Origin of the sequence: Actinoplanes sp. NPDC049265 (assembly GCF_043197135.1) — a bacterium.
Lineage (GTDB): Bacteria > Actinomycetota > Actinomycetes > Mycobacteriales > Micromonosporaceae > Actinoplanes.
In genome coordinates this window covers 20,857-41,429 of record NZ_JBICSP010000032.1, presented here as the reverse complement: position 1 = coordinate 41,429, position 20,573 = coordinate 20,857, and the positions used below count along the sequence as shown (strand labels likewise).

Below are 20,573 nucleotides of genomic sequence, written 5' to 3'. Positions count from 1 at the left end.
GTTTTCGGAGGGTGACCACTCACGCAGGTGGAGCGAAGCGACCCTCGGCGGGAGCGACGGTCAGCACCACCCACCGACCTACGACATCAAGCTCTTGAATCACCTACTGGCCGGCGGCGGACGACCGCGGCGACACCGTTCGCCATCAGAAAGAGGCCGACGCCGCCGGCCAGATAGGCGTAGATCAGCAGGTTGCTCCGCACCCGCACGTCGTCGGGATCGCCCGTGTCGTAGGCGATCCCGACCGTGTCACCGACCACCCCACCGCCACCCCGGCGCTGCCGCGCGTCGGCCGTGACCTCCCGGCCGTCCCGGGTGGTGAACCGCAGCGTGTACGTCGTGCCACGCCCGGCCGGATCGACGGCGACCACCTTCGCGCCGCCGGTGGCCTCGCCGGGGTAACCGAAGAACTCCATGTGCCCGCCCACCGCCAGGGCCACGAAGAGCAGCCCGAACAGGGTCAGGATGACGCCACCACGAATGCCGGACCTCACATCTGCACGTTATCGGACTGGATCGGGCTGACCGTGGCGGCCGCGATGTTGAGGCCGCCGCTCGACCGCCAGCGGTTGCCCGCGATCGTCATGCCGGTGCCGCCGGTCACCGTGACGGCGTAACGGGCGCCGCCGTAGACCGTGTTGTCGCGGATCACCGCGCGTTGGGCGCCGTCCACGTTGATGGCGTCGTACTGGGCCGCGACCGGCGGGTCGGCGATCGCGTTGGCCCGGCTGGCGTCCTGGATCAGGTTCCCGCTGACGTCGACGATGTCGGTGCCGCTGAGTGAGATGCCGTGCTTGCGGGGCCGGTGGATGCGGTTGCCGGTGACGCGGCAGCACTCGGCGGCCTCGATCCGGATGCCGTAGTCGCCGGCGTCGCCGATGTTCAGGTCGTTGTCGGCGATGGTGACCCCGGTGAGCGTGTTGCCCGCGGTCTCGTTGACCAGGATGCCGTACAGGGACGCGCCCGAGACCGTGTTCCCGCTGATCGTCACGCCGGACACGAGGTTGCCGGTCTTCTGGCCGTCGGTCGCCACCCGGACACCCACCACCGGGCCGCGGAAGACGTTGCCGGTGATCGTGATGCTGCCGCTGCTGGCGTCGCCGATGAAGACGCCGGTGTTGCCGCCGCCGGTGGTGTTGCCGCTGATCGTCAGGTTCGAGCAGCCCCAGCAGTCGATCGAGTTGTCGTTGAAGCCGACGATGATGTTGTCCTGGATCCGCCCGCTGCGGCCCCGGTTGTTGGAGATACCCTGCGCGCCGTCGATGCTGTTGTTCAGGGCCGTGATCGTGTTGCCCTGGCAGGTGTAGAAGCTGACCCCTTCGGCATCGTCGTCGTCGGCCCGGAAGTACACGCCCCAGTTGCATTCGAGGATCTCGTTGTCGGCGACCGTGCCGAAGTCGGCGGCGATCAGCACGGAGTTGCGCTTGTTGTCGTTGCCGGGCGGGAAGGCGGTGCCGTGCCCGCAGCGGCGGAACGAGCACTCGGTGATCCGGGCGCGGTCGGCGCCGCGGTCGACCGAGACACCCGATGCGCCGATGGCGTTGAACGTGCAGCCGTCGATGGACACACCCACGGCGTCGCCCAGGACCCGGACGGCGACGCCGAACTGCTGGCCGCCGCCGTCGAAGACGAGGCCGCTGATGGTGTGCCCGGCGCGGGCGACGCCCATCAGGCCGGCCGTCGACCCGGCCTTGAGCACGGCGCCGGAACCGAACAGGAGCTGAGGGTCGGCCCGGTCGACCGGGACCGGGCTGGTGATCAGGTACGTGTTCTCCGGGCCGCCGAAGTCGATCACCCGGTTGGCGCGCAGGCAGGCGGTGACTGCCCCGGTGTCGTCGGTGACACCGTCGCCCTTGGCCCCGTAGTCCTTGGGCGAGGCGGCACCGGTCACCGTGACGGCGGCCTCCGCGCCCGTTCCCCCGCCGAGCAGGACCGCGCCGGCGGCCACGGCCGGCGCACCGTAGAGGAACGCGCGCCGTCCCGGATTCCGGACACTCATCTCTTGACTCCCCCGTTGAGTAGCGCCGTCGATCGAAGTGCGTCGTACCAGACCGTCGCCATCTTGGCGTAGCCCTGCGCGTTGGGGTGCAGGGGATCGGCGAGGTCGGTGTCCTTGTTGAGAGCGCCGTACATCTCGACCAGGTGCACGGTGCTCGGTTTGTCGTCGACCAGGTCGCGGACCAGGGCGTTGTAGTCGCGGGTGACCTTGTCGCGGTCGGCGTTGGACGACGGGGTGATCGTGGCCACGAGCAGGTGGGCGCCGGGCGCGCCGGCCCGGATGTCGTCGATCAGCCGGGACAGCCGCCCGGCGATGCCGGGGAACCGCACCGTGACGTCGTTGGTGCCGATGTGCAGCAGGACGACGTCCGGGCGGGCGGACGGCAGCCAGAGCGGGAGCTGCTCGTCGATCTGGTCGATGGTGTAACCGGAGTGGCCCTCGTGGTCGGCGTCGAACGGCTGGGTCGCCCCGTCGGTCTGCGAGCCGACCAGGTCCGTGGTGTAGCCGCCGGCGGTCAGCTTCTGCCACAGGCCGGCCCGGTAGCCGCCCGGGGCGCCGCCGCCGGTGCCGTAGGTGATCGAGTCGCCCAGCGGCAGGATGCGCACCGCGGCCGGGTCGGTGAAGTTGACGTTGTCGTAGTGCAGGGGACGGACCGCACGGTTGTCGACGCCGTACCGGGTGCCGCGCCAGCGGTTGCCGTTGACCGTGACCTCGTTGCCGTCCGTGACCTGGGCCAGGTAACGCGCTCCGCCGTACGCGATGTTGTCGCGGATCAGCACCTGGTTGGACGCCGAGGAACTGATCGCGTCGGCCGTGCCGCTCTGCCCGTAGCTCGCGTCCTGGACGGTGTTGGCGCCGACGTCGGCGATGACCACGTTCTCCAGCCGGATGCCGTGCGACGTGGGCCGGCTGATCCGGTTGGCGGCGACCCGGACGGCCTCGGCGCCGGCGATCCGTACCCCGTACGCGCCGGCCCCGGCCACGCTCAGGTCGTTTCCGGCGATCGTGATGCCCTGGACCTGCCCGCTGCCGGCCTTTTCCACGAGTACGCCCACCTCGGCCGGCCCGGAGACGTTGTTGCCGGTGACGAGCACGCCGTTGACCGGGGCGCCGCCGCCGGCCACGTGCACGCCGCGCCGGGGCCCGCGCAGGGTGTTGCCGGTGATGACGATGCTGCTGGCGGCGTCACCGACGTACACGCCGGCCAGCCCGCCGCCGGTGCTGTTGCCGGAGATCCCGACGTTGCTGCCGCCCCGGCAGTCGATGGCGTTGCCGGCGAACCCGGTGACGGTGTTGTCCTGGATCCGCCCGGCCCGGCCGTTGGTCATCGTGATGCCCGTGCCCAGCAGATGATTTCCGCGTACGGCGCAGTATTCGGCGCCCAACACGCTCAACGCTCCACTGTGGTCGAATAGGCAGCGCGACACCCGTGCCCGGGACGCCGCCGCGGTGACCGCCACCCCCGGACCATCGACGAAGGTGCAGGCGCGGACCGTGCCGTCCGGCGCCTCGACGCTGACCGCGGCACCGTCGAACAGCACCCCGGTCACCGAGTGCCCGCCGGTGACCAGGCGCAGCGTTCCGGCCCGGAGCCGGCCCCCGATCAGCTTCTGCGGTACCGCCTGCCGCACCCGCAACTCGCCGACCACATACGCCACCGGCGCCCGGCCCAGGTCGACCACCCGGGCCGCGTCCAGGCACGCCTGCACCGCGACCGTGTCGTCGGTGACCCCGTCCCCCTTGGCGCCGAACTCCGTCGGCGACACACCCACGCCCATCCGAACCCCCCGTCGCGCGGACCAGCGAGGAGCACGTTAGTCAATCCGTCGGCGGCGGTCTGCCCCGAAGATCGCCGCGTGCGGTATACCGCACGGAACGGGGATCGCGGTCAGCTCCGGTCGCGGCGCTCGGCGATGTCGGCCAGCCGGCGCAGGGCCTCGACGTTGCGGCGGTGCAGGAAGATGTCATTGAGCTTGTTACGCATGGCGCGCAGCGGGCCGGCCTGGAACTCCTCGCGCATCACCACCCGGGTCCGGTGCGGGCTCAACGGCTCCAGCGTGAGCCGCACCTCGGCCTCGCCGAGGGGCCACAGCCCGGCGCGCAGGGTCAGATGCGACTGGGGGACGAGCTCGGTCACCGTCGACGAGTCGTGCAGCGACAGCGGCCACGGGCCGGCCTTGTGGTGCAGCTGGGACCCCGGTTGCGGCCAGGCGGCGTCGACCTCGCGGATGTGTGCGGTCCCCACCACCCAGTCGCTGTAGGTCCAGCCGTCGGCCAGCACCGCGAAGACCCGCTCGGGGCTCGCGTTGATCGTGCGCGTGGTGATCGACACGATGGTGTCGTACCCGCGAACGGGGTGATCATGCCTGCATGGACCTACAGCTGAACGGGAAGCGGGCGCTGATCACCGGCGGGAGCCGTGGGATCGGGTTCCAGGTGGCGCGGTCACTGCGGAGCGAGGGGGTACGGGTGGCGCTGGCCGCCCGCGACCCGGAACGGCTGGCGGCGGCGGCCGCGCGGCTCGGTGACGACGTGGTCACCGCCGAGGTCGACACCGGTGACGACGAGCGGGTGCGGTCCGCCGTCGACCGGGTGCGGTCCCTCCTCGGCGGCATCGACATCCTGGTCAACTGCGCGGCCGAGCCGAACGGGTCGGCGGGCCGGATCATCCCGTCGCGGACCACCGACGAGCAGTTCTGGGCCGCGGTCAACGTGAAGACGGTCGGCTACCTGCGTACCGCCCGCGCGGTGGCGCCCGGCATGGTCGCCCAGGGCTGGGGCCGGATCATCAACGTCTCCGGCCTGGCCGCCCGCTCGGCCGGTGACTTCGTGGCCACCACGCGCAACGTGGGCGTGGCCGCGCTGAGCAAGAACCTGGCCGACGAGCTGGGCCCGCACGGCGTCAACGTCACGGTGGTGCATCCGGGCATGACCGAGACGGAGCGTACGCCGGGCACTGTCGCCCGGATGGCCGCCGAGACCGGGCAGACCGTGGAGCAGGTCCGGGCCCGCCTGGCGGCCGGGTCGTCGATCGGCCGCACCGTGACGGCCGAGGAGGTCGCGTGGGTGATCACCTTCCTGGCCTCGCCGCGCGCGGTGGCCATGAACGGCGACCCTGTCGTGGCCGGCGGCGGGGCGCCGGGCCCGATCCACTACTGACCGGGCCCGGCCCACGCGCTCAGGACCGACTTCTCCACCGTGGCGGACGACTACTGACCGGCCCTACAACCGCCGGGTGTCGACGTCCTGGCCGAGCAGGACCGCCCCGGCCGTCTCGACGACGTCACCGGACAGCATGGCGTGCTGGGTGGCCGTGTGGACGTCGCGGAAGTGCCGTTGCAGCGGGCTGGTCAGGTACACCGCCGAACCGCCGGCCGCGTGGTAGAGCAGGTCGACGGCGCGGGCCGCGTTCCGGCCGGCGGTGACGATAGCCAGCCGCTGCCCGGCCCGGCGCAGGTCGTCGGTGCCGGGGGTGGCGAGTTCGTCGAGCAGGTAGGTCAGGCTGGACCGGTGCAGAGCGGTGGCCTCGGCGACGGCCGCCCGCACCGAGGACTTGGCCGCGATGGCCGTCCCGCTCGCCGGGTTGCGTTTGGCCTGGGCCAGCTCGGTGAAGTCCTCGATGGCGGCGCGGGCGATGCCGAGGGCGACCGCGGCCAGGCCCAGGGACAGCAGAACTGTGGACGCGTAGCCGTACAGCGGGCCCGGCGCCACGGGCGGCCGGCCCAGGTCGAAGACCCGCTCGGCCGGCACCAGCACGTCGTCGACGGTGAAGTCGTGGCTGCCGGTGCCCTTGAGGCCGGCGGTGTGCCACGTGTCGTGGATGGTCACCTGGTCGGCACCGAGGATGAACATGCGTACCCCGGCCGGGGTCAGCGCCCCGGCGACCAGCCACGAAGCGTGCCGGCCGGCGCTGGCGAACGACCACCGGCCGGTGAGCCGGAAACCGTCACCGTCGGGCGTGGCCCGGCCCATCGGCGCCGCCACGCCGGCGATCAGGAACCGCGGGTCGCCGAGCATCGCCGCCGCCGTCCCGGACGGGATCCAGGCCAGGGCGATGCCGGTGACCGCGCCGATCATGGCGCACCAGCCCACCGACCCGTCGGCCCGCCCCAGCTCCTCGAAGATCTCGACCTGCTGTCGCGGCTCGGCCTCGGTCCCGCCGAGGCCGGCCGGCACCGCGAGCCGGAAGACGCCCAGCTCCCGCAGCCGGTCGATGATCTCCGCCGGCACGGCGCCGTCGGCGTCGATCCGCGGGCCGGCCTCGCGGATCTCGGGGCTGAAGGTTCGGATACGGTCGAGCAGGGTGGTACCCAGAAGAGTCACGTCTACTGGGTACCATGGACCGGCTACCGGGTGGACGGCTCCCCGGGCACGTCGAACAGGGGCAGCCACGGGTCGTCGGGGTTGGTCGGGAACTCGGTCGACGGGGCGTCGCCCTTGGTCGACCAGCGGGCCTGGTAGGGCAGACCGTCGACCAGGACGCGGTCGCCGTGGGCGTACACCTGCTCGGGGTCCCAGGTCTCGGTCACGCCGGTGACCGTCGGGGTCGGCACCGGGGCCTTCTCGGTCGGGCTGACCGGGCCGATCACGGTCCACGGGTTGGGGGTGGTGGCGTCGCCGGACTCGGATGGGTCGCTGCCCTGGTTGGTCCACTTGGCCTCGTAGACGACGCCGTGCCAGACCACCTTGTAGCCGTTGACGTACTGGGCGGTGAGGCGCCAGATGGGGTACGGGCTGGTCTTCGGGTCGTCGGCCACCGGCTCGGCGTCGGGGATCTGCACGGCGTCGCGGCCCGAGGTGCCGACCGCGCTGCCGGGCAGGCCGGCGAACACCCGGGAGAAGGCCAGCGCGTCCTGGTCGACACCGCTGCAGGTGTTCGAGTGCACGACCACGTTGGTGAACGTGCCGCGGCACTTGGCGTCCCGGTTCAGCGACCACATCGACACCCGGCCGAGGCCGTTGTCGACGGCGAAGGTGGCCAGGCCCTCGGCGTCGGCCACGGTGAACCGCTCGGCGTCGACGTCGTTCTGGCCGATCATCGGGGTGGCGCCGATCCGCGACCACACCTGCGGCGAGGTCAGCTGTACGCCGAGGCGCAGGTAGAGGTCGCTCAGCTGCTTGTGGGTGGCCTCCAGGGCGCTGGTGCCCGCCTCGAGCATGTTCACGGCCTTGGTCGAGCCGTAGTCCATGGTCATCACGTTCACGCCGCGCAGTGCCACGCCGTTGGCCAGGGTCGTACGCACCACGTTGAGCCCGTCCGCGGTCAGGCCCTCGGGGGTGACCGGCAGGGTCAGCCACACCGTGAGGGGCTTGCCCAGCGTGGCCTGCAGCTCGGCCAGAGCCTTGGCCCGGCGCACGATCGACGCCTGGTCGGCCACCGCGGTGCCCTCGATGTCCAGGTCCAGGGTGTCCAGACTGTACCGGGTGACCAGCTGCCGGTAGGCGTTGGTCAGCTTGGCCTGGTCGCTGCAGGCCACGGCCAGCTCGGTGTTGGTCTGCCCGCCGAGGCTGAGGATGATGTCGCCGCCACCGGCCCGCAGCTGGCTGATCCGGCGGTCCAGCTCCAGCGACGCCGCCGCCTCGTCCGGCGTGTAGGCGCCGCCCCAGCTGGGCGCGCAGCCGTCCTTGGGGTCGGCGACGACGAAGGCGAGCGCCACGTCCTGAGCCGGGTTGACGTCCGGGTCCTGGAACTCGAAGGTCGGCGTCAGCGTGACGTCCACGTACGGGACGGCCCAGGACTTGGCGGTCGGGCCGGCCGTGTCCCGGACGTGCAGGACGGCCAGCGTGCCGCCGCCGCCCAGCGCGGCCACGATCAGGATCAGGAAGGAGAGCCGCAGCCAGGACAACCGCTCGGCCGGGGCCTCGGGCTCCTGCCAGCCGGGGTCGTCCAGCGGGTCCGGGCGCGTCGACGGCAGGGTGGCGCCGGTGGTCGGCATGGCTCTCCTTAAGGGCGCTGGGTCAGGTCGTGTCCCGTGGATCGACCGGGACACGACCTGGGCAGAAGGATCGGCAGCCGCCGGGGGATCTGAAGGATCTTCGAGGGGCAAAACCTTCAAGAGCTGTGCGTACGCGGCCGATGGGAAGGCGACCTCCCCCCGCGACGAAGGACGATCATGCCGCGCAACCCGCGCCAATGGGGCGCCGACAAACGTTCGGCCCCGCACCCGCTCGTGCCGCCACCGGTCACCGAGGGGCGCATCGCCCGGGGCCGCCTCGCGATCGTCCTGACCATCGCGGTCTGGGCCGGCTACATCATCAACACGATCATTCAGCAGTTCATCGCCGGCCACGCCAACAGCGCGCGGCTGGTCATCGAGGCGATCGTGTACATGGTCGTGGTCACCGGGCTGGCCGCGTCGGCCACGGCGTACCTCATCACCCGGATCGGCTTCTTCTACCGCAGCCGCTCGCACCACCGGGCGCCACGCATCATGCTGGACAACTTCCTGGCCGGCGACACGCCGTCGATGACCGTGCTGGTGCCCTCGTACCAGGAGGACGAGCGGATCATCCGGACCACGCTGCTGACCGCGGCGTTGCAGGAGTACCCGGGCCTGCGGGTGACCCTGCTGATCGACGACCCGCAGCAGCCGAAGACCCGGGCCGCCCGGGATCTGCTGGTCCAGGCGCGGGCGCTGCCGGCGGCGATCGAGGCCGAGCTGGCCGTGCCGTTCGGGCGCGTGCAGGGCGCGTACGAGAAATTCGAACTGTCCCTGGGCGAACGCGACGAGCGGGTCAGCACCGTCGAGGACATGCGCGGGCTGGCCGACGAGTACCGGTTCGCCGCCGGCTGGCTGTTCGGGCTGGGCCGCCGCCAGGAGATGGTCGACCACACCGACGCGTTCTTCGTCGACCACATCGTCAACGCGCTGGCCGAGGACCTGGGCCGGATCGCCGAGGCCCTCGAGGACGGGGCCGACGACCGGACCGCGCTGCCGGTCGAGCGGCTGCAGCAGCTCTACAAGCGGCTGCTGGCCACCTTCGACGCGACAGTGACGAGCTTCGAGCGCAAGCGCTACGTGTCGCTGTCCGGTGAGCCGAACAAGGCGATGAACCTGAACAGCTACATCGGCCTGATGGGCGGCAGCTACCAGGAGGTGGCCACCCCGCTCGGCGTGGCGCTGGTGCCGGCCGCTCCGGGGCGGGCCGAGCTGACCGTGCCCGACCCCGACTACGTGCTCACCCTGGACGCGGACAGTGTGCTGATGCCCGAGTACGCGCTGCGCCTGGTGCACCTGCTCGAGCAGGGCGCGCACGAGAAGGTGGCGGTGGCGCAGACACCGTACAGCGCGTTCCCCGGCTCGGCCACCCGCATCGAGCGCATCTCCGGTGCCACCACCGACATCCAGCACATCGTGCACCAGGGCATGACGCACTACGACGCCACGTTCTGGGTCGGCGCCAACGCGGTCATCCGCAAGAAGGCGCTCGACGACATCTGCGAGGTCGCGTACGAGGGCGACTGGGAGATCCGCCGCTACATCCAGGACCGCACCGTCATCGAGGACACCGAGTCGACCATCGATCTGCGGGTCAACGGCTGGACCCTGCACAACTACCCGGAGCGGCTGGCCTACAGTGCCACCCCGCCGGACTTCGGCTCGCTGGCCATCCAGCGGCAGCGCTGGGCCAACGGCGGCCTGCTGATCCTCTCTCGCCTGCGCGACCAGTTGCGTACCCACTCGAAGGTGCGCTTCGGCGAGCTGTTCCTGCGGGTCAACTACATGGCCTCCATCTTCTGGAGTTCCGTGTGCCTGGTCGTCATGCTGGCCTACCCGTTCAACGCCGACCTGCTCAACCCGATCCTGCTGCTGGTGTCGGTGCCGTACTTCCTGATGATGAGCGCCGACCTGAAGGCCGGCGGGTACAAGCGGACCGACGTGCTGCGCATCTACGGTTTCAACCTGATCCTGTTGCCGGTCAACCTCAGTGGCAGCTTCGCGTCCATCCTGCAACTGCTGACCGGGGAGAAGAGCGCGTTCAAACGTACGCCCAAGGTCCGCAACCGCACGACGGCCGCGACCACCTACCTGCTCGCCCCGCTGGCCCTGGTCGCCCTGTGCGCCTACACGGTCGTCCGCGACGTGCAGCTGCACCAGTGGGACAACCTGGTCTTCGCCGGCCTCAACCTGCTGCTGTCCACGTACGCGATGGTGGCGTTCGTCGGCGTCGGCAACACCATCGTCGACCTGCTGACCCACCTGCGGTCCTGGCTCTACCGCCCGGCCCGCCCGTCACGGCGCGCGGCCCGCAAGCCGGTGCCGCTGGTCGAGGCCCGCACCAGCGCGCCCAACGGCGCGATCGGCGACTGGGCGTCGGTGCTGCACTACCGCGGTGACCGCGGTTCGGCCGGCCAGGTCGCCGTCCGTTCCGGGCAGCGCCGGAGCACCCCGGCCCCGGCCTCGCGTTCCAGCTCGTTCGAGGAGTTCAACTTCTTCACCGTGTTCCAGCCGATCTCCGACCTCGCCACCGGTGACATCGTCGGGTACGAGGCACTGACCCGCTTCGCCGACGGCAGCAGCCCCGAACGCGGGCTGGAGGCGGCGCAACTGGCCGGCCACGGCATCGACCTCGACGCCGCGCTGGTCCGGGCCGCCCTGGCCAGCGCCGACGCCCTGCCCGAGGGGGTGTGGCTGTCGGTCAACATCTCCGGCGACCTGCTGCGCCGCCCGCGCGAACTGGCCCCCCTGCTGGCCGCGAGTTCCCGTCCGCTGGTCCTGGAGGTGGCCGAGGCCGACCAGGACGACTTGGCCGAGCTGCCTGACGGCGTACGCATCGCGGTCGACGATGCCGGCGCCGGCTACGACAGCCTGGCCCGGATGGAGGACCTGAAGCCGGCGTTCCTCAAGCTCAACCGGGCCGCGCTGGCCGGCGTGGAGAAGGAGGGCGCCCGCCGGGCGTCGATCCGGTCGCTGGTCGAGTTCGCCCGTGAGCACGACTGCACGGTCATCGCCGAGGGCATCGAGTCACAGTCGCAGCGCGACGCCCTGGCCGCGTGCGGTGTCCCGCTGGGCCAGGGCTTCTATCTGGGCCGCCCGGTCCCGATCGAGCGGGCCCTGGCCGACGCGACGGCCCGCTGACCGAGGTGTGTTCTCCCCGTCCGCGCGACAGCGGACGGGGAGACAACCGGTTGCGGGCGGATCGGGCCGGGTAGGCACCGCGACATGACGCAGCCGCCGGAGAACGAGCCGGGTCGTTGTCATCGGTACGCGCGCAGGAACGCGTCCACCCCCTCCGCGATGATGGCGTCGATGTCGCGGGACGACTGGTCCCGCAATCCGTCCAGTATGGACTCCTGGGCCAGGCTGATGGTCAGCGCGGTGAAGTGCCCGGCCGCGGTCCGGGGACGCGATGTGCGGAGTTCGCCCTGGTCGGCCAGCTCGGCGAACCGCTGCTCGAGCATGCCCAGTGGATGTTCGCGGATGGCCTCGGGCAGCCGTGGCACCGACTGCGACTGCGTGATCAGCCGGCGGAAGGTCAGGTAGTCCGACGAGCCCAGGGCGCGGTCGATGACGCGATGCGCGAAGGCGCTCAGGGCCTCGTGCAGGTCGCGCCCGGTGGTTATCTCCTCGTCGATGGCGGCGCGGACGCTGCTCAGCAGAGCGTCGTTGGCCCGGCTGAGTACCTGGAGAAAGATCGTCTCCTTGTCCCCGAAGTGGTTGTAGAGGGTCCGCTTCGAGACCTGGGCCAGCGCCGTGATCGCGTCCACGCTGGTCCGCTCGTATCCCTCGGTGACGAACAGGTTCTCGGCCGCGTCGAGGATGGCCGTCTTCTTTCCCTCCGACCGCCGGCGGCGGCCGGGAGTCTGCACCTCCGCGATTATCCGGGACATCCCGTAAGGCTACGTCCCGGTTGGCGCCGCTTCGAGGGCGGCGCTAAAGTACACGGAGCGGTCTACTTTTGGAGGCGGGCACGTGTCAGGGTCGGGTTGCGACGTCCAGGCCAGAGGACTTACGAAGAAATACGGCACGAAAGTGGCGGTCGACGATCTGTCGTTCACCGCCCGGGCCGGAGTGGTCACCGGCTTCCTCGGCCCCAACGGGGCGGGCAAGAGCACGACGATGCGGATGCTGTTCGGGCTGGCCCGGCCGACCGCGGGCACGATCACCATCGGCGGCCGGCGGATCGAGGAGATCGAGGATCCCGCGCGTACGATCGGCGCCCTGCTCGATGCCCGCGCGGTCCATCCGCACCGCACCGCGGCCGATCACCTGCTCGCCTACGCCCAGGCCGCCGGTCTGGGCCGCGGCCGCGTGGCCGAGGTGCTCGACCTGGTCGGGCTGTCCGGCGCGGCCGGACGCCGGGCCGGCGAGTTCTCGCTGGGCATGCAGCAACGGCTCGGCATCGCGACCGCCCTGCTCGGCGACCCGGGCGTGCTGGTGCTGGACGAGCCGCTCAACGGTCTCGACCCGGAGGGCATCCGGTGGATGCGCACCCTGATGCGTGATCTCGCGGGCCAGGGCCGCACGATCCTGTTCTCCAGCCACCTCATGTCGGAACTGGAACTCACCGCCGACGACGTGATCGTGGTCGGGCAGGGCCGGCTCATCGCCGAGACCACGCTGGCCCGGTTCGTGGCCGACAACACCACCCAGGCCGTCACGGTACGGGCGGCGGCGCCGGAGGCCCTGGCCCGGGCGCTGGCCGAGGCCGGGGTCGTCTTCACCGGCCACCCCGGCTCGTCCTTCCTGGTCACCGGCACCGACACCGCCACCATCGGCAAGATCGCCGCGGCGGAAAGCATCGCCCTCGAGGAACTGGCCCCGCTCCGCGAATCCCTCGAGGACGTCTTCCTGCGGCTCACCCACGACGTCACGGAATACGGAGGACACGCGGCATGAACGCGATCCGCTCGGAATGGACCAAGCTGAGAAGCGTACGCAGCACCTGGATCGCGGCCCTGAGTGCCGTGGTGGCCGGGGTGGCACTGAGCGTGCTCGGCGCCTCGGACCTGCTCGGCACGCCGGCCGCCGACCTGCCGGCCGGGTGGGATCCGACCGCGGCCAGCCTCAAGGGTTTCCTCTTCGCCCAGCTCATCATCGGCATGCTGGGCGCGTTCAGCGTGACGCCCGAGTTCGGCACCGGGATGATCGGCACCAGCCTGGTCTTCGTCCCATCGCGGCCACGCCTGCTGGCGGCCAAGGCGGTCGTGGTGGCCGGCCTCGGGCTCGCCGTCGGCCTGGTCACGACCGTCCTCAGCTTCACCGTGGTCCAGCTGATGCTCGGCGGCGCCGGTCTGTCCGCGGCCGCCCTCTCCGATCCCGGCGTGGCCGGCGCCCTGGCCGGCGGTGTGCTCTACCTGGCCCTGGTCGCCCTGATCGGGCTCGCGGTCGGTGCGCTGGTCCGGTCGACCACCAGCACGCTGGCCGTGCTGGTCGGCGCCCTGCTGCTGGTCCCGGCGCTCGGCCCGAGCCTGCCCGGCGTGCTCGGCGACCTGTTCGGCCGGCTCTGGCCGATCACCGCCGGGCAGTCGTCGTTCGCCGTCGTACCGGTCGACGGCACGGTCAGCCCGGCGACCGGCCTGGTCATCCTCGCCCTGGCCACCGCCGTGGTCGGCGTGGCCGGCCACATGGTCTTCCGCCTGCGCGATGTCTGAGGCGACGACGCCGCCCACCGTCCTGCTCACTCGAAGGTCCACATTGGAGGTACAACCATGACCGCTCCGGCCTTGCAGGTCGCGCGCAGCTGCCCGTACGCCCCACCGGCCCAGCACGTCGAGATGCGCGAGAGCGCCGGCATCACCCGCGTCCAACTGCCCAGCGGACGGGAGGCCTGGGCGGTGAGCCGCCTCGACCTCATCCGCACCATGCTGTCCGACCCGCGCTTCAGCTCCGACCGCGACAACCCCGGCTACCCGTCGCTGTCCCCGGAACCGGGCGCACCGCCCTCCGGCGGCTTCCGCAAGATGATGATCCAGCTCGACCCACCCGAGCACGGCCCGGTCCGCCGCGGCGTGATCAGCGAGTTCACCATCCGGCGGGTGGCCGGCCTCAAGCCCCGCATCCAGCAGATCGTCGACGAGCGCGTCGACGCGATGCTGGCCGGTCCGCGGCCGGTCGACCTGGTGCCGGCCCTGTCCCTGGCGGTGCCGTCGCTGGTCATCTGCGAGCTGCTCGGCGTTCCGTACACCGACCACGATTTCTTCCAGACCCGCACGGCGGCCATCCTCCGGCGGGACACGCCAGCGCAGGAGCGACGGGCGACCCACGCGGCGCTGCGCGACTATCTGACCGACCTGGTCGGCAGCAAGGCCCGCGAACCCGGCGACGACGTGCTCAGCCGCCAGCTGGCCCGGGGCGCCGAACCGGCCGACGTCGTCGCGCTGGCGTTCCTGCTGCTGGTCGCCGGGCACGAGACCACGGCCAACATGATCTCGCTCGGTGTGCTGAGCCTGCTGGAACGCCCGCGACAACTGGCCGAGCTGGTGGCCGACCCGGCCCGGATGCCGGTCGCCGTCGAGGAACTGCTGCGCTACTTCACCATCGTCGAGTACGGGAACTCGCGCGTCGCCACGGCCGACGTCGAGCTCGGCGGTGTGCTGATCCGGGCCGGCGAGGGCGTCGTCTCGCTGAGCAACACGGCCGACCACGACCCCGAAGTCTTCTCCGGCGCGGACGAGCTCCGGCTGGATCGGGGTGCCCGCCACCACCTGGCCTTCGGGTTCGGCCCGCACCAGTGCCTGGGCCAGAACCTCGCCCGGGCCGAGCTGGACATCGTGTTCACCACGCTGTTCCGCCGCGTGCCCACGCTGCGCCTGGCCGTGCCGGCCGGCGAGCTCCCGTTCAAGAGCGACGCCACCATCTACGGCATCCACCGGCTCCCGGTCACCTGGGACGCCTGACAGTGAAGGGAAACACCATGAGGGTTCTGCTCGACGAGGAGAAGTGCGTGGGCGCCGGCCAGTGCGTGCTGGCCGCCGAGGACGTGTTCGACCAGCGCGACGAGGACGGCATCGCCGTGCTGCTCGACGACCACCCCGATCCGGCCAAGCAGGACGAGGTCGAGACCGCGGCGCAACTGTGCCCGGCCCAGGCCATCCGGATCCAGAAGGACTGACGGATGCGGCACGTGGTTGTCGTCGGGGCCTCGGCGGCCGGTCTCGCGGCCGCCGAGACCCTGCGCCGCGAGGGCTTCGACGGCCGGCTGACGCTGGTCGGGGACGAGGCGGGCCCGCCGTACGACCGTCCGCCGCTGTCCAAGCAGCTGCTGGCCGGCGATTGGGAGCCGGAACGGCTGCGGCTGCGGTCCGACCAGCAGCTGGCCGACCTGGACGCCCGGCTGCTGGACGGCGTCCGGGCGGTCGCCCTCGACCCGCGGGCGCGGCAGGTGCGGCTGAGCGACCGGGACCAGCCGCTGGGCTACGACGGGCTGGTCATCGCCACCGGGGTGACCGCGCGGCGGTTGCCGTTCGGGCACGAACTGGCCGGGGTGCATGTGCTGCGTACCCTGGCCGACGCCCTGGCGCTGCGCGACGATCTGCGCGTGGCGCGGCGGGTCGTCGTCATCGGCGCGGGCCTGCTCGGCGCGGAGGCGGCCGCGGTCGCCCGGACGATGGGCCGGGAGGTGACGCTGGTCGACCCGGTCGCCCAGCCCATGCAACACCAGTTCGGCCCGGCGATCGGCGCCATCGTGGCACGGATGCACCGCGAGTACGGCGTCCGGCTCCGCATGCGTACCTCGGTGACAGCGCTGGCCGGAGCCGACGGGCACGTCACCGGCGTACACCTCACCGACGGGACCGTCACCCCGGCCGACGTCGTCCTGGTGGCCATCGGCGCCCGCCCCGCCACCGCCTGGCTCGCCGGCAGCGGCCTGTCGCTGACCGACGGCGTCGACTGCGACGAGACCTGCCGCGCCGGCGACGCGATAGTGGCCGCCGGCGACGTGGCCAGCCGGCCCGACCCGGCGACCGGGCGCCGGATCCGCGTCGAGCACCGCAGCAACGCCACCGAGCAGGGCATGGCCGCGGCCCGTACGCTGCTCGGCTCGACCCGGCCGTTCCGCCCGGTGCCGTACTTCTGGTCCGAGCAGTTCGGGGTACGCATCCAGGCCTACGGAACGTGGCCGGCCGACGCCCGGCTGCGGCTCGGCGACGGGGCGGCCGGGAGCGACCGGTTCACCGCCACCTACGAGTCGGGCGGCCGGGTCGTCGGCGTACTCGGCTGGAACGCACCCCGGGAGGTCCGCACCCTGCGCAAGCTGCTCGAGTGACCGCCGGCCGCTCCTCGGCCCCACGAGCTCTCTGCGCCGGGGCGCAAGCGCTGTGCGCCGCAGCGAAAGACCGCGTGCGCCCCGGCCGCGAGAGTTGACGGGCACGGACAGGCGCGGATTTCACAAGGAGTGAGTGGCTCGTGAGCGAGAAGATTCTGTCGGGCAAGGTGGCGCTGGTGACCGGAGGCAGCCGGGGGATCGGCGCGGCGACGGCCCGGCGGCTGGCCACGCTGGGCGCGGACGTGGTCATCACCTATGTCGCGCAGGCCGAGATGGCGAAGACGCTGGTCGAGGACCTGCGGTCGCGGGGCGTACGCGCCGAGGGCATCCAGGCCGACCAGGCCGACCGCGCCCAGGTGACGGCCATGGTGGACGCGGTCGCTGAGCAGTTCGGCCGGATCGACATCCTGGTCAACAGCGCCGGTGTCTTCCGGCCCGGGGCGATCACCGACGAAGCGCGGGACGAGCAGCTCGCGATCAACCTGACCGGTGTCGCCGACACGACCTACCGGGCCGTGCGGCACATGCCCGAGGGCGGCCGGATCGTGAACCTCTCGTCCGGCCTGGCCAGCAAGACCTTTGCCGCCGGCATGTCCGACTACGCGGCGACCAAGGCCGCGGTCACGGCGTACACCCGCGGGTGGGCCCAGGACTTCGCCGCCCGCGGGATCAACGTGAACGTGATCGAGTGCGGCATCATCGACACCGACATGGCCATGGCCAAGGATTCCGAGGGCGGCCAGTTCATGCTTCAGGCGGTCATCCCGATGCACCGGTACGCCGAGGCCGACGAGGTCGCCGGTGCCGTGGCGTTCCTGTCCGGGCCGGACGCCGCGTACATCACCGGCAGCACCCTTCGCGTCGACGGCGGCGCGCTCGCCTGAGCTTTGGCTCAGGACCCACCGCGGCCGTCGCCGCGGGTGTCACGCGGGGTGACACCGAACTCGCGGCGGTAGGCGGTGGCGAACGACGCGTGGCTGGCGAACCCGGAGGCGTGCGCGATTTGCGCGATCGATCGGTTGTCCCAGGCCGGACTGGCCAACCGGGTCCGGGCCAGCCGCAGCCGCTCCGAACGGATCAGGTCACGGGAGGTGGTGCCGGTGTCCCGCAGCACGTCCTGCAGATATCGCACCGACCAGCCCAGAGCCCGGGCGATGCCGGCGATGGAGAGGCCGGGGTCGGCGGCGTGACGGCGGACGTACCGCCTCACCTGCTCCCCGACCTCTCTTCGCTGGGCCGCCGGGGCCGAGTCGCCGGCGCCGTCGCCGGCCAGGCAGAGCAGGTCGAGCAACTGGTCGCAGGCGAGGTCGAAGGTCGCCTCGGACAGATGTTCCCGCTCCTGCTGGAGGGTGAGCACCGTCTGCCGGATCAGCCGGCCGAGCCCCGCGGTGCCGTCGAAGACCTGCGGATCCCGGGCCGCGGAGGGAAGGCGGCGGTGGACCGCCTCGCCGGGGACCAGCAGCGCGACCGACTGGAAATTCTCGCCGTGGGTGAAGGTCAGCGGGCGGTCCACGTCGCACAGCGCGAGAGTGCCGGGCCGGATCTCGCCCGCGGACGCGGCCTGCTCCACCTGGGCGCTGCCGGCGGTCGGCACCAGGAGCTCGAACACGCCGCGCGGGTCGGTGCGGATGTGCCGCCGCTCCCGCACGAACTCCTCGCGGACGTTGCCGCAGAGTGCGATGCCGTACGTCTGTGACCGCTGCCACTCCAGCCGCCCCGCCCACGGGCCGGCATCGGTCAGGGTGACCCGGCTCGCCCCGTGCAGGTCGATGAACGCTTCCCGCCAGGCGTCGGGCGTCGGTGTCAGACCGGGCTCGTTCCAGCGATACATGTCAGTACAGTATTCGACCGGGAACCAGGCGGCGCTGACGACGACGCCGAGGACACGGTCCGGGAGCTGCTCCTGGTGACGCACCGGCTGATCGGCCGGATCAAACGGCTGCCGCTGCCCGGCCGGCCGCGGTCCTTCGATTCTGTCGACGGCGCCGTGGACGACGGTGGCCCTCCTGGGTACGCCGCAAGTACGAGGTGCGGTGATCTGGATCCGGGCGGTGAACTTTAAGATCGGATCTTCCGACGCCGGACGAAGGGAAGTCATGACCGCCGAACGCCGCCTGATGATGGTGCACGCCCACCCGGACGACGAGTCGAGTTCGACCGGGGCCACGCTGGCCCGCTATGTGGCCGAGGGCGCCCAGGTCACGCTGGTCACCTGCACGCTGGGGGAGGAGGGCGAGATCCACGTGCCCGCCCTCGCGCAACTGGCCGCCGGCCAGGCCGACCAGCTCGGCGGCGTACGCCTGGGCGAGTGGGAGCGGGCCTGCGCCGAGCTCGGCCTGACCGACCGGCGGTTCCTCGGCGGCGCCGGCCACTACCGCGACTCCGGGATGATGGGCGAGGAGAGCAACAAGCACCCGCGGGCGTTCTGGCAGGCCGACCTGGAGGAGGCGGCCCAGCTGTGCCTCGAGGTGATGCGTGAGGTCCGCCCGCAGGTGCTGGTCACCTACGACGACAACGGGCTGTACGGTCACCCGGACCACATCCAGGCCCACCGGGTCGCGATGCGCGCCGCCGAACTGGCCGGCGAGGAGGGCTTCGGGCCGGAGCGGATCTACTGGACCGCGATGTCCCACTCCTACCTGCAGCGCACCCTGGAGGAGTTCCGCGGCTCGCCGGGCAACGCCTTCGAGGGCATCGAGCGGGCCGAGGACCTGCCGTTCGGCCTGCCCGACGACAAGATCGACGTACACATCGCCGGCACCACCTACGTCGCGCGCAAGCGGGCCGCCCTGGCGGCGTACCCCACGCAGATCCCGCCCAACTCGCCGTTCGTCGCCTCGGAGGCGGGTGACTGGCTCGCCGCCGAGCATTTCGTCCTGGCCCACGGCGCCAAGACCTGGGACGGCTGGGCCGACGACCTGTTCAGGAGCTGAAGCTGACGTCGGCCAGGTGCGGGTCGGGGCTGACCGTGGTGCGGTCGCGGCCGTCGCGTTTGGCGGTGTAGAGCGCGGCGTCGGCCCGAGCCACCAGCTGGTCGGCGGTCTCGGTGCCGGTCCACTGGGCGATGCCGGCCGAGAAGCGCTGGCCGTCGGGCATGACGGAGCGCAGCCGGCGCATGATGCTGTCGACGTCGCTGAGCCGGCAGCCGAGGATCAGCCCGAATTCCTCGCCGCCGTACCGGGCGACCAGGTCGTCGGAGCGTAGCTGCCCGCGCCAGGCGACCGCGGCGCCGCGCAGCAGCTGGTCGCCGGCCTGGTGGCCGTTGGTGTCGTTGAACTTCTTGAAGTGGTCGAGGTCGATCAGCCCGACCAGCAGGGTGCGGCCCTGGCGGCGGGCGCCGTTCAGCCGCCGGTTCAGTTCGATGTCCCAGGCGCGGCGGTTGGGTACGCCGGTCAGCGCGTCGACGTAGGCCATGGCCTCGAGCTGGACCGCCTGGTCCTGCACGGTGCGCACGAGCTCGACCATCCGGGCGATGACCAGCCCGAACACCACGATGCAGCAGATCGAGGCGGCCATCCAGTCGCCCTGGCCGCCGACCACGCCGTCGACGATCAGCAGCACCGGGCTGATCAGGCAGCCGGACCCGATCAGCAGCACCCGGGTCCGCGTGACCTCGCCCGACGATGTCTCCTCGCGCAACGAGAACGGGCACAGCGCGGCGCCGCCGATGAGCAGGGTGGCCAGCACGAACAGCGGCGCGGTGCTGTCGTCGTAGATGCCGCGGCTGTTCTGCCACACGTACAGGATGTGGGCGGCCGCCAGGGTGAGCAGCGCGCCGGCCAGCTGCCAGAACGCGGCGTTGCGCCGGGCCGCCGAGGTGAAGATCCGGATGAACGCGGCCAGGATCATCAGATCGGCCAGCGGATAGGCGACGGTGACCAGCCGGGTGACCACCGGCATCCCGGGCACGTGCACCAGGTCCTGCAGGAACAGCAGCCACAGGCCGAGGCCGAAGCCGACGGTGACGATCAGGGTGTCGAGGATGCCGGGCCGGTCCTGCCGCCAGGACAGGCCTCGGATGAGCATCATCAGGCCGCCGAACAGCAGCGGGTACTTGAGCAGCCAGAAGGCGTCGGACACCGACGGGTACGGCACCGAGCCCTGACTGATGTTCCAGGCCAGGACGATGTTGCCGGCCAGGTCGGCCAGGGTGGCCGCGGCCAGCAGCACGTACGGGAGCAGCCGTTCCGGCCGGTTCACCAGGACGCCGGTGAGGATGGCGAGGCAGGTGAGCACCGAGGTGCCGCTGATGACCAGGGTCACGGCGAACGATCCGGCCGGTACGAATGCGCGTGCGGCGGTCAGGGCGGCGGTGAGGGCGAGCCAGCCGAGCCAGAGCGCACGCCTGCTGTTGGACGTCACG

18 protein-coding genes are annotated in these 20,573 nt (G+C 71.7%); 9 read left to right on the top strand and 9 right to left on the bottom strand.

Annotation, left to right across the window (positions count from 1 at the left end; translation table 11 throughout):
* Nucleotides 1-86: 86 nt before the first annotated feature.
* From ACGFIO_RS41825 to ACGFIO_RS41810, 4 genes are all read right to left on the bottom strand, one after another.
* A complete protein-coding gene (locus tag ACGFIO_RS41825) occupies nucleotides 87-494 on the bottom strand; it encodes a DUF3592 domain-containing protein (protein ID WP_392836236.1) in 408 nt (135 codons plus the stop codon).
* A complete protein-coding gene (locus ACGFIO_RS41820) occupies nucleotides 491-1,999 on the bottom strand; it encodes a right-handed parallel beta-helix repeat-containing protein (RefSeq protein ID WP_392836233.1) in 1,509 nt (502 codons plus the stop codon). Before ACGFIO_RS41820 ends, ACGFIO_RS41825 begins: the two co-directional genes overlap by 4 nt.
* Nucleotides 1,996-3,777 carry a GDSL-type esterase/lipase family protein gene (locus tag ACGFIO_RS41815; protein WP_392836230.1) on the bottom strand — a complete coding sequence of 594 codons (1,782 nt, stop codon included), beginning with the start codon at nucleotides 3,775-3,777 and terminating at the stop codon, nucleotides 1,996-1,998. The genes ACGFIO_RS41820 and ACGFIO_RS41815 overlap by 4 nt, the downstream gene beginning before the upstream one ends.
* A 110-nt stretch (nucleotides 3,778-3,887) precedes the next feature.
* Nucleotides 3,888-4,331: an SRPBCC family protein gene (locus tag ACGFIO_RS41810; protein WP_392836228.1), complete on the bottom strand. Its 444-nt coding sequence runs from the start codon at nucleotides 4,329-4,331 to the stop codon at nucleotides 3,888-3,890.
* Nucleotides 4,332-4,369: 38 nt separating this feature from the next.
* Between ACGFIO_RS41810 and ACGFIO_RS41805 the strand changes: the two genes are divergently transcribed.
* Nucleotides 4,370-5,158: an SDR family NAD(P)-dependent oxidoreductase gene (locus ACGFIO_RS41805; RefSeq protein ID WP_392836226.1), complete on the top strand. Its 789-nt coding sequence runs from the start codon at nucleotides 4,370-4,372 to the stop codon at nucleotides 5,156-5,158.
* A gap of 63 nt (nucleotides 5,159-5,221) precedes the next feature.
* On the opposite strand, the gene ACGFIO_RS41800 is transcribed toward ACGFIO_RS41805, so the two are convergent.
* On the bottom strand, nucleotides 5,222-6,322 hold the full coding sequence (locus ACGFIO_RS41800; protein WP_392836223.1) for an acyl-CoA dehydrogenase family protein: 1,101 nt from the start codon (nucleotides 6,320-6,322) through the stop codon (nucleotides 5,222-5,224).
* 23 nt (nucleotides 6,323-6,345) lie between these two features.
* Nucleotides 6,346-7,935, bottom strand: coding sequence for a chitinase (locus tag ACGFIO_RS41795; protein ID WP_392836220.1), 1,590 nt, complete (start codon nucleotides 7,933-7,935; stop codon nucleotides 6,346-6,348).
* A gap of 177 nt (nucleotides 7,936-8,112) precedes the next feature.
* On the opposite strand from ACGFIO_RS41795, the gene ACGFIO_RS41790 reads away from it, so the two are divergent.
* The gene (locus ACGFIO_RS41790; protein WP_392836217.1) at nucleotides 8,113-11,079 is read left to right on the top strand and encodes an EAL domain-containing protein; all 2,967 of its coding nucleotides are present in this window, start codon (nucleotides 8,113-8,115) and stop codon (nucleotides 11,077-11,079) included.
* A gap of 119 nt (nucleotides 11,080-11,198) precedes the next feature.
* Here ACGFIO_RS41790 and ACGFIO_RS41785 read toward each other — a convergent pair whose 3' ends face one another.
* Nucleotides 11,199-11,831 (bottom strand): TetR/AcrR family transcriptional regulator, encoded by a 633-nt coding sequence (locus ACGFIO_RS41785; RefSeq protein WP_392836214.1) that lies wholly within the window; start codon nucleotides 11,829-11,831, stop codon nucleotides 11,199-11,201.
* 142 nt (nucleotides 11,832-11,973) lie between these two features.
* Here ACGFIO_RS41785 and ACGFIO_RS41780 point away from each other — a divergent pair, with 142 nt between their 5' ends.
* From ACGFIO_RS41780 to ACGFIO_RS41755, 6 genes are all read left to right on the top strand, one after another.
* A complete protein-coding gene (locus tag ACGFIO_RS41780) occupies nucleotides 11,974-12,840 on the top strand; it encodes an ATP-binding cassette domain-containing protein (protein ID WP_392836212.1) in 867 nt (288 codons plus the stop codon).
* Entirely contained in the window at nucleotides 12,837-13,595 is a 759-nt protein-coding gene (locus ACGFIO_RS41775; protein WP_392836210.1) for an ABC transporter permease, read from the top strand. Before ACGFIO_RS41780 ends, ACGFIO_RS41775 begins: the two co-directional genes overlap by 4 nt.
* Before the next feature lie 57 nt (nucleotides 13,596-13,652).
* Entirely contained in the window at nucleotides 13,653-14,840 is a 1,188-nt protein-coding gene (locus ACGFIO_RS41770; protein ID WP_392836207.1) for a cytochrome P450, read from the top strand.
* A gap of 17 nt (nucleotides 14,841-14,857) precedes the next feature.
* Complete coding sequence (locus ACGFIO_RS41765; protein WP_392836204.1) at nucleotides 14,858-15,055, top strand: ferredoxin; 198 nt, start codon at nucleotides 14,858-14,860, stop codon at nucleotides 15,053-15,055.
* Between the two features lie 3 nt (nucleotides 15,056-15,058).
* Nucleotides 15,059-16,210, top strand: a complete 1,152-nt coding sequence (locus tag ACGFIO_RS41760) for an NAD(P)/FAD-dependent oxidoreductase (RefSeq protein ID WP_392836201.1) — start codon at nucleotides 15,059-15,061, stop codon at nucleotides 16,208-16,210.
* A 140-nt stretch (nucleotides 16,211-16,350) separates the two neighbouring features.
* Nucleotides 16,351-17,094: an SDR family NAD(P)-dependent oxidoreductase gene (locus ACGFIO_RS41755; protein ID WP_392836199.1), complete on the top strand. Its 744-nt coding sequence runs from the start codon at nucleotides 16,351-16,353 to the stop codon at nucleotides 17,092-17,094.
* Nucleotides 17,095-17,102: 8 nt separating this feature from the next.
* Here the strand turns inward: ACGFIO_RS41755 and ACGFIO_RS41750 are convergent, their stop codons facing one another.
* Entirely contained in the window at nucleotides 17,103-18,041 is a 939-nt protein-coding gene (locus ACGFIO_RS41750; protein ID WP_392836196.1) for a helix-turn-helix domain-containing protein, read from the bottom strand.
* A gap of 265 nt (nucleotides 18,042-18,306) precedes the next feature.
* Between ACGFIO_RS41750 and mshB the strand changes: the two genes are divergently transcribed.
* Entirely contained in the window at nucleotides 18,307-19,143 is an 837-nt protein-coding gene (gene mshB, locus ACGFIO_RS41745; protein ID WP_392836193.1) for an N-acetyl-1-D-myo-inositol-2-amino-2-deoxy-alpha-D-glucopyranoside deacetylase, read from the top strand.
* Here mshB and ACGFIO_RS41740 read toward each other — a convergent pair.
* Nucleotides 19,133-20,572 carry a GGDEF domain-containing protein gene (locus ACGFIO_RS41740; protein WP_392836190.1) on the bottom strand — a complete coding sequence of 480 codons (1,440 nt, stop codon included), beginning with the start codon at nucleotides 20,570-20,572 and terminating at the stop codon, nucleotides 19,133-19,135. The genes mshB and ACGFIO_RS41740 overlap by 11 nt on opposite strands.
* Between the last annotated feature and the right edge of the window lies 1 nt (nucleotide 20,573).

Bases quoted from the DNA above. Each gene is read 5' to 3' on its own strand.
- ACGFIO_RS41760 (WP_392836201.1), top strand. From the start codon at position 15,059: ATGCGGCACGTGGTTGTCGTCGGGGCCTCGGCGGCCGGTCTCGCGGCC.
- ACGFIO_RS41785 (WP_392836214.1), bottom strand. From the start codon at position 11,831: ATGTCCCGGATAATCGCGGAGGTGCAGACTCCCGGCCGCCGCCGGCGG.
- ACGFIO_RS41805 (WP_392836226.1), top strand. From the start codon at position 4,370: ATGGACCTACAGCTGAACGGGAAGCGGGCGCTGATCACCGGCGGGAGC.
- ACGFIO_RS41815 (WP_392836230.1), bottom strand. From the start codon at position 3,777: ATGGGCGTGGGTGTGTCGCCGACGGAGTTCGGCGCCAAGGGGGACGGG.
- ACGFIO_RS41765 (WP_392836204.1), top strand. From the start codon at position 14,858: ATGAGGGTTCTGCTCGACGAGGAGAAGTGCGTGGGCGCCGGCCAGTGC.
- ACGFIO_RS41775 (WP_392836210.1), top strand. From the start codon at position 12,837: ATGAACGCGATCCGCTCGGAATGGACCAAGCTGAGAAGCGTACGCAGC.
- ACGFIO_RS41795 (WP_392836220.1), bottom strand. From the start codon at position 7,935: ATGCCGACCACCGGCGCCACCCTGCCGTCGACGCGCCCGGACCCGCTG.
- ACGFIO_RS41770 (WP_392836207.1), top strand. From the start codon at position 13,653: ATGACCGCTCCGGCCTTGCAGGTCGCGCGCAGCTGCCCGTACGCCCCA.
- ACGFIO_RS41790 (WP_392836217.1), top strand. From the start codon at position 8,113: ATGCCGCGCAACCCGCGCCAATGGGGCGCCGACAAACGTTCGGCCCCG.
- mshB (WP_392836193.1), top strand. From the start codon at position 18,307: ATGACCGCCGAACGCCGCCTGATGATGGTGCACGCCCACCCGGACGAC.
- ACGFIO_RS41820 (WP_392836233.1), bottom strand. From the start codon at position 1,999: ATGAGTGTCCGGAATCCGGGACGGCGCGCGTTCCTCTACGGTGCGCCG.
- ACGFIO_RS41750 (WP_392836196.1), bottom strand. From the start codon at position 18,041: ATGTATCGCTGGAACGAGCCCGGTCTGACACCGACGCCCGACGCCTGG.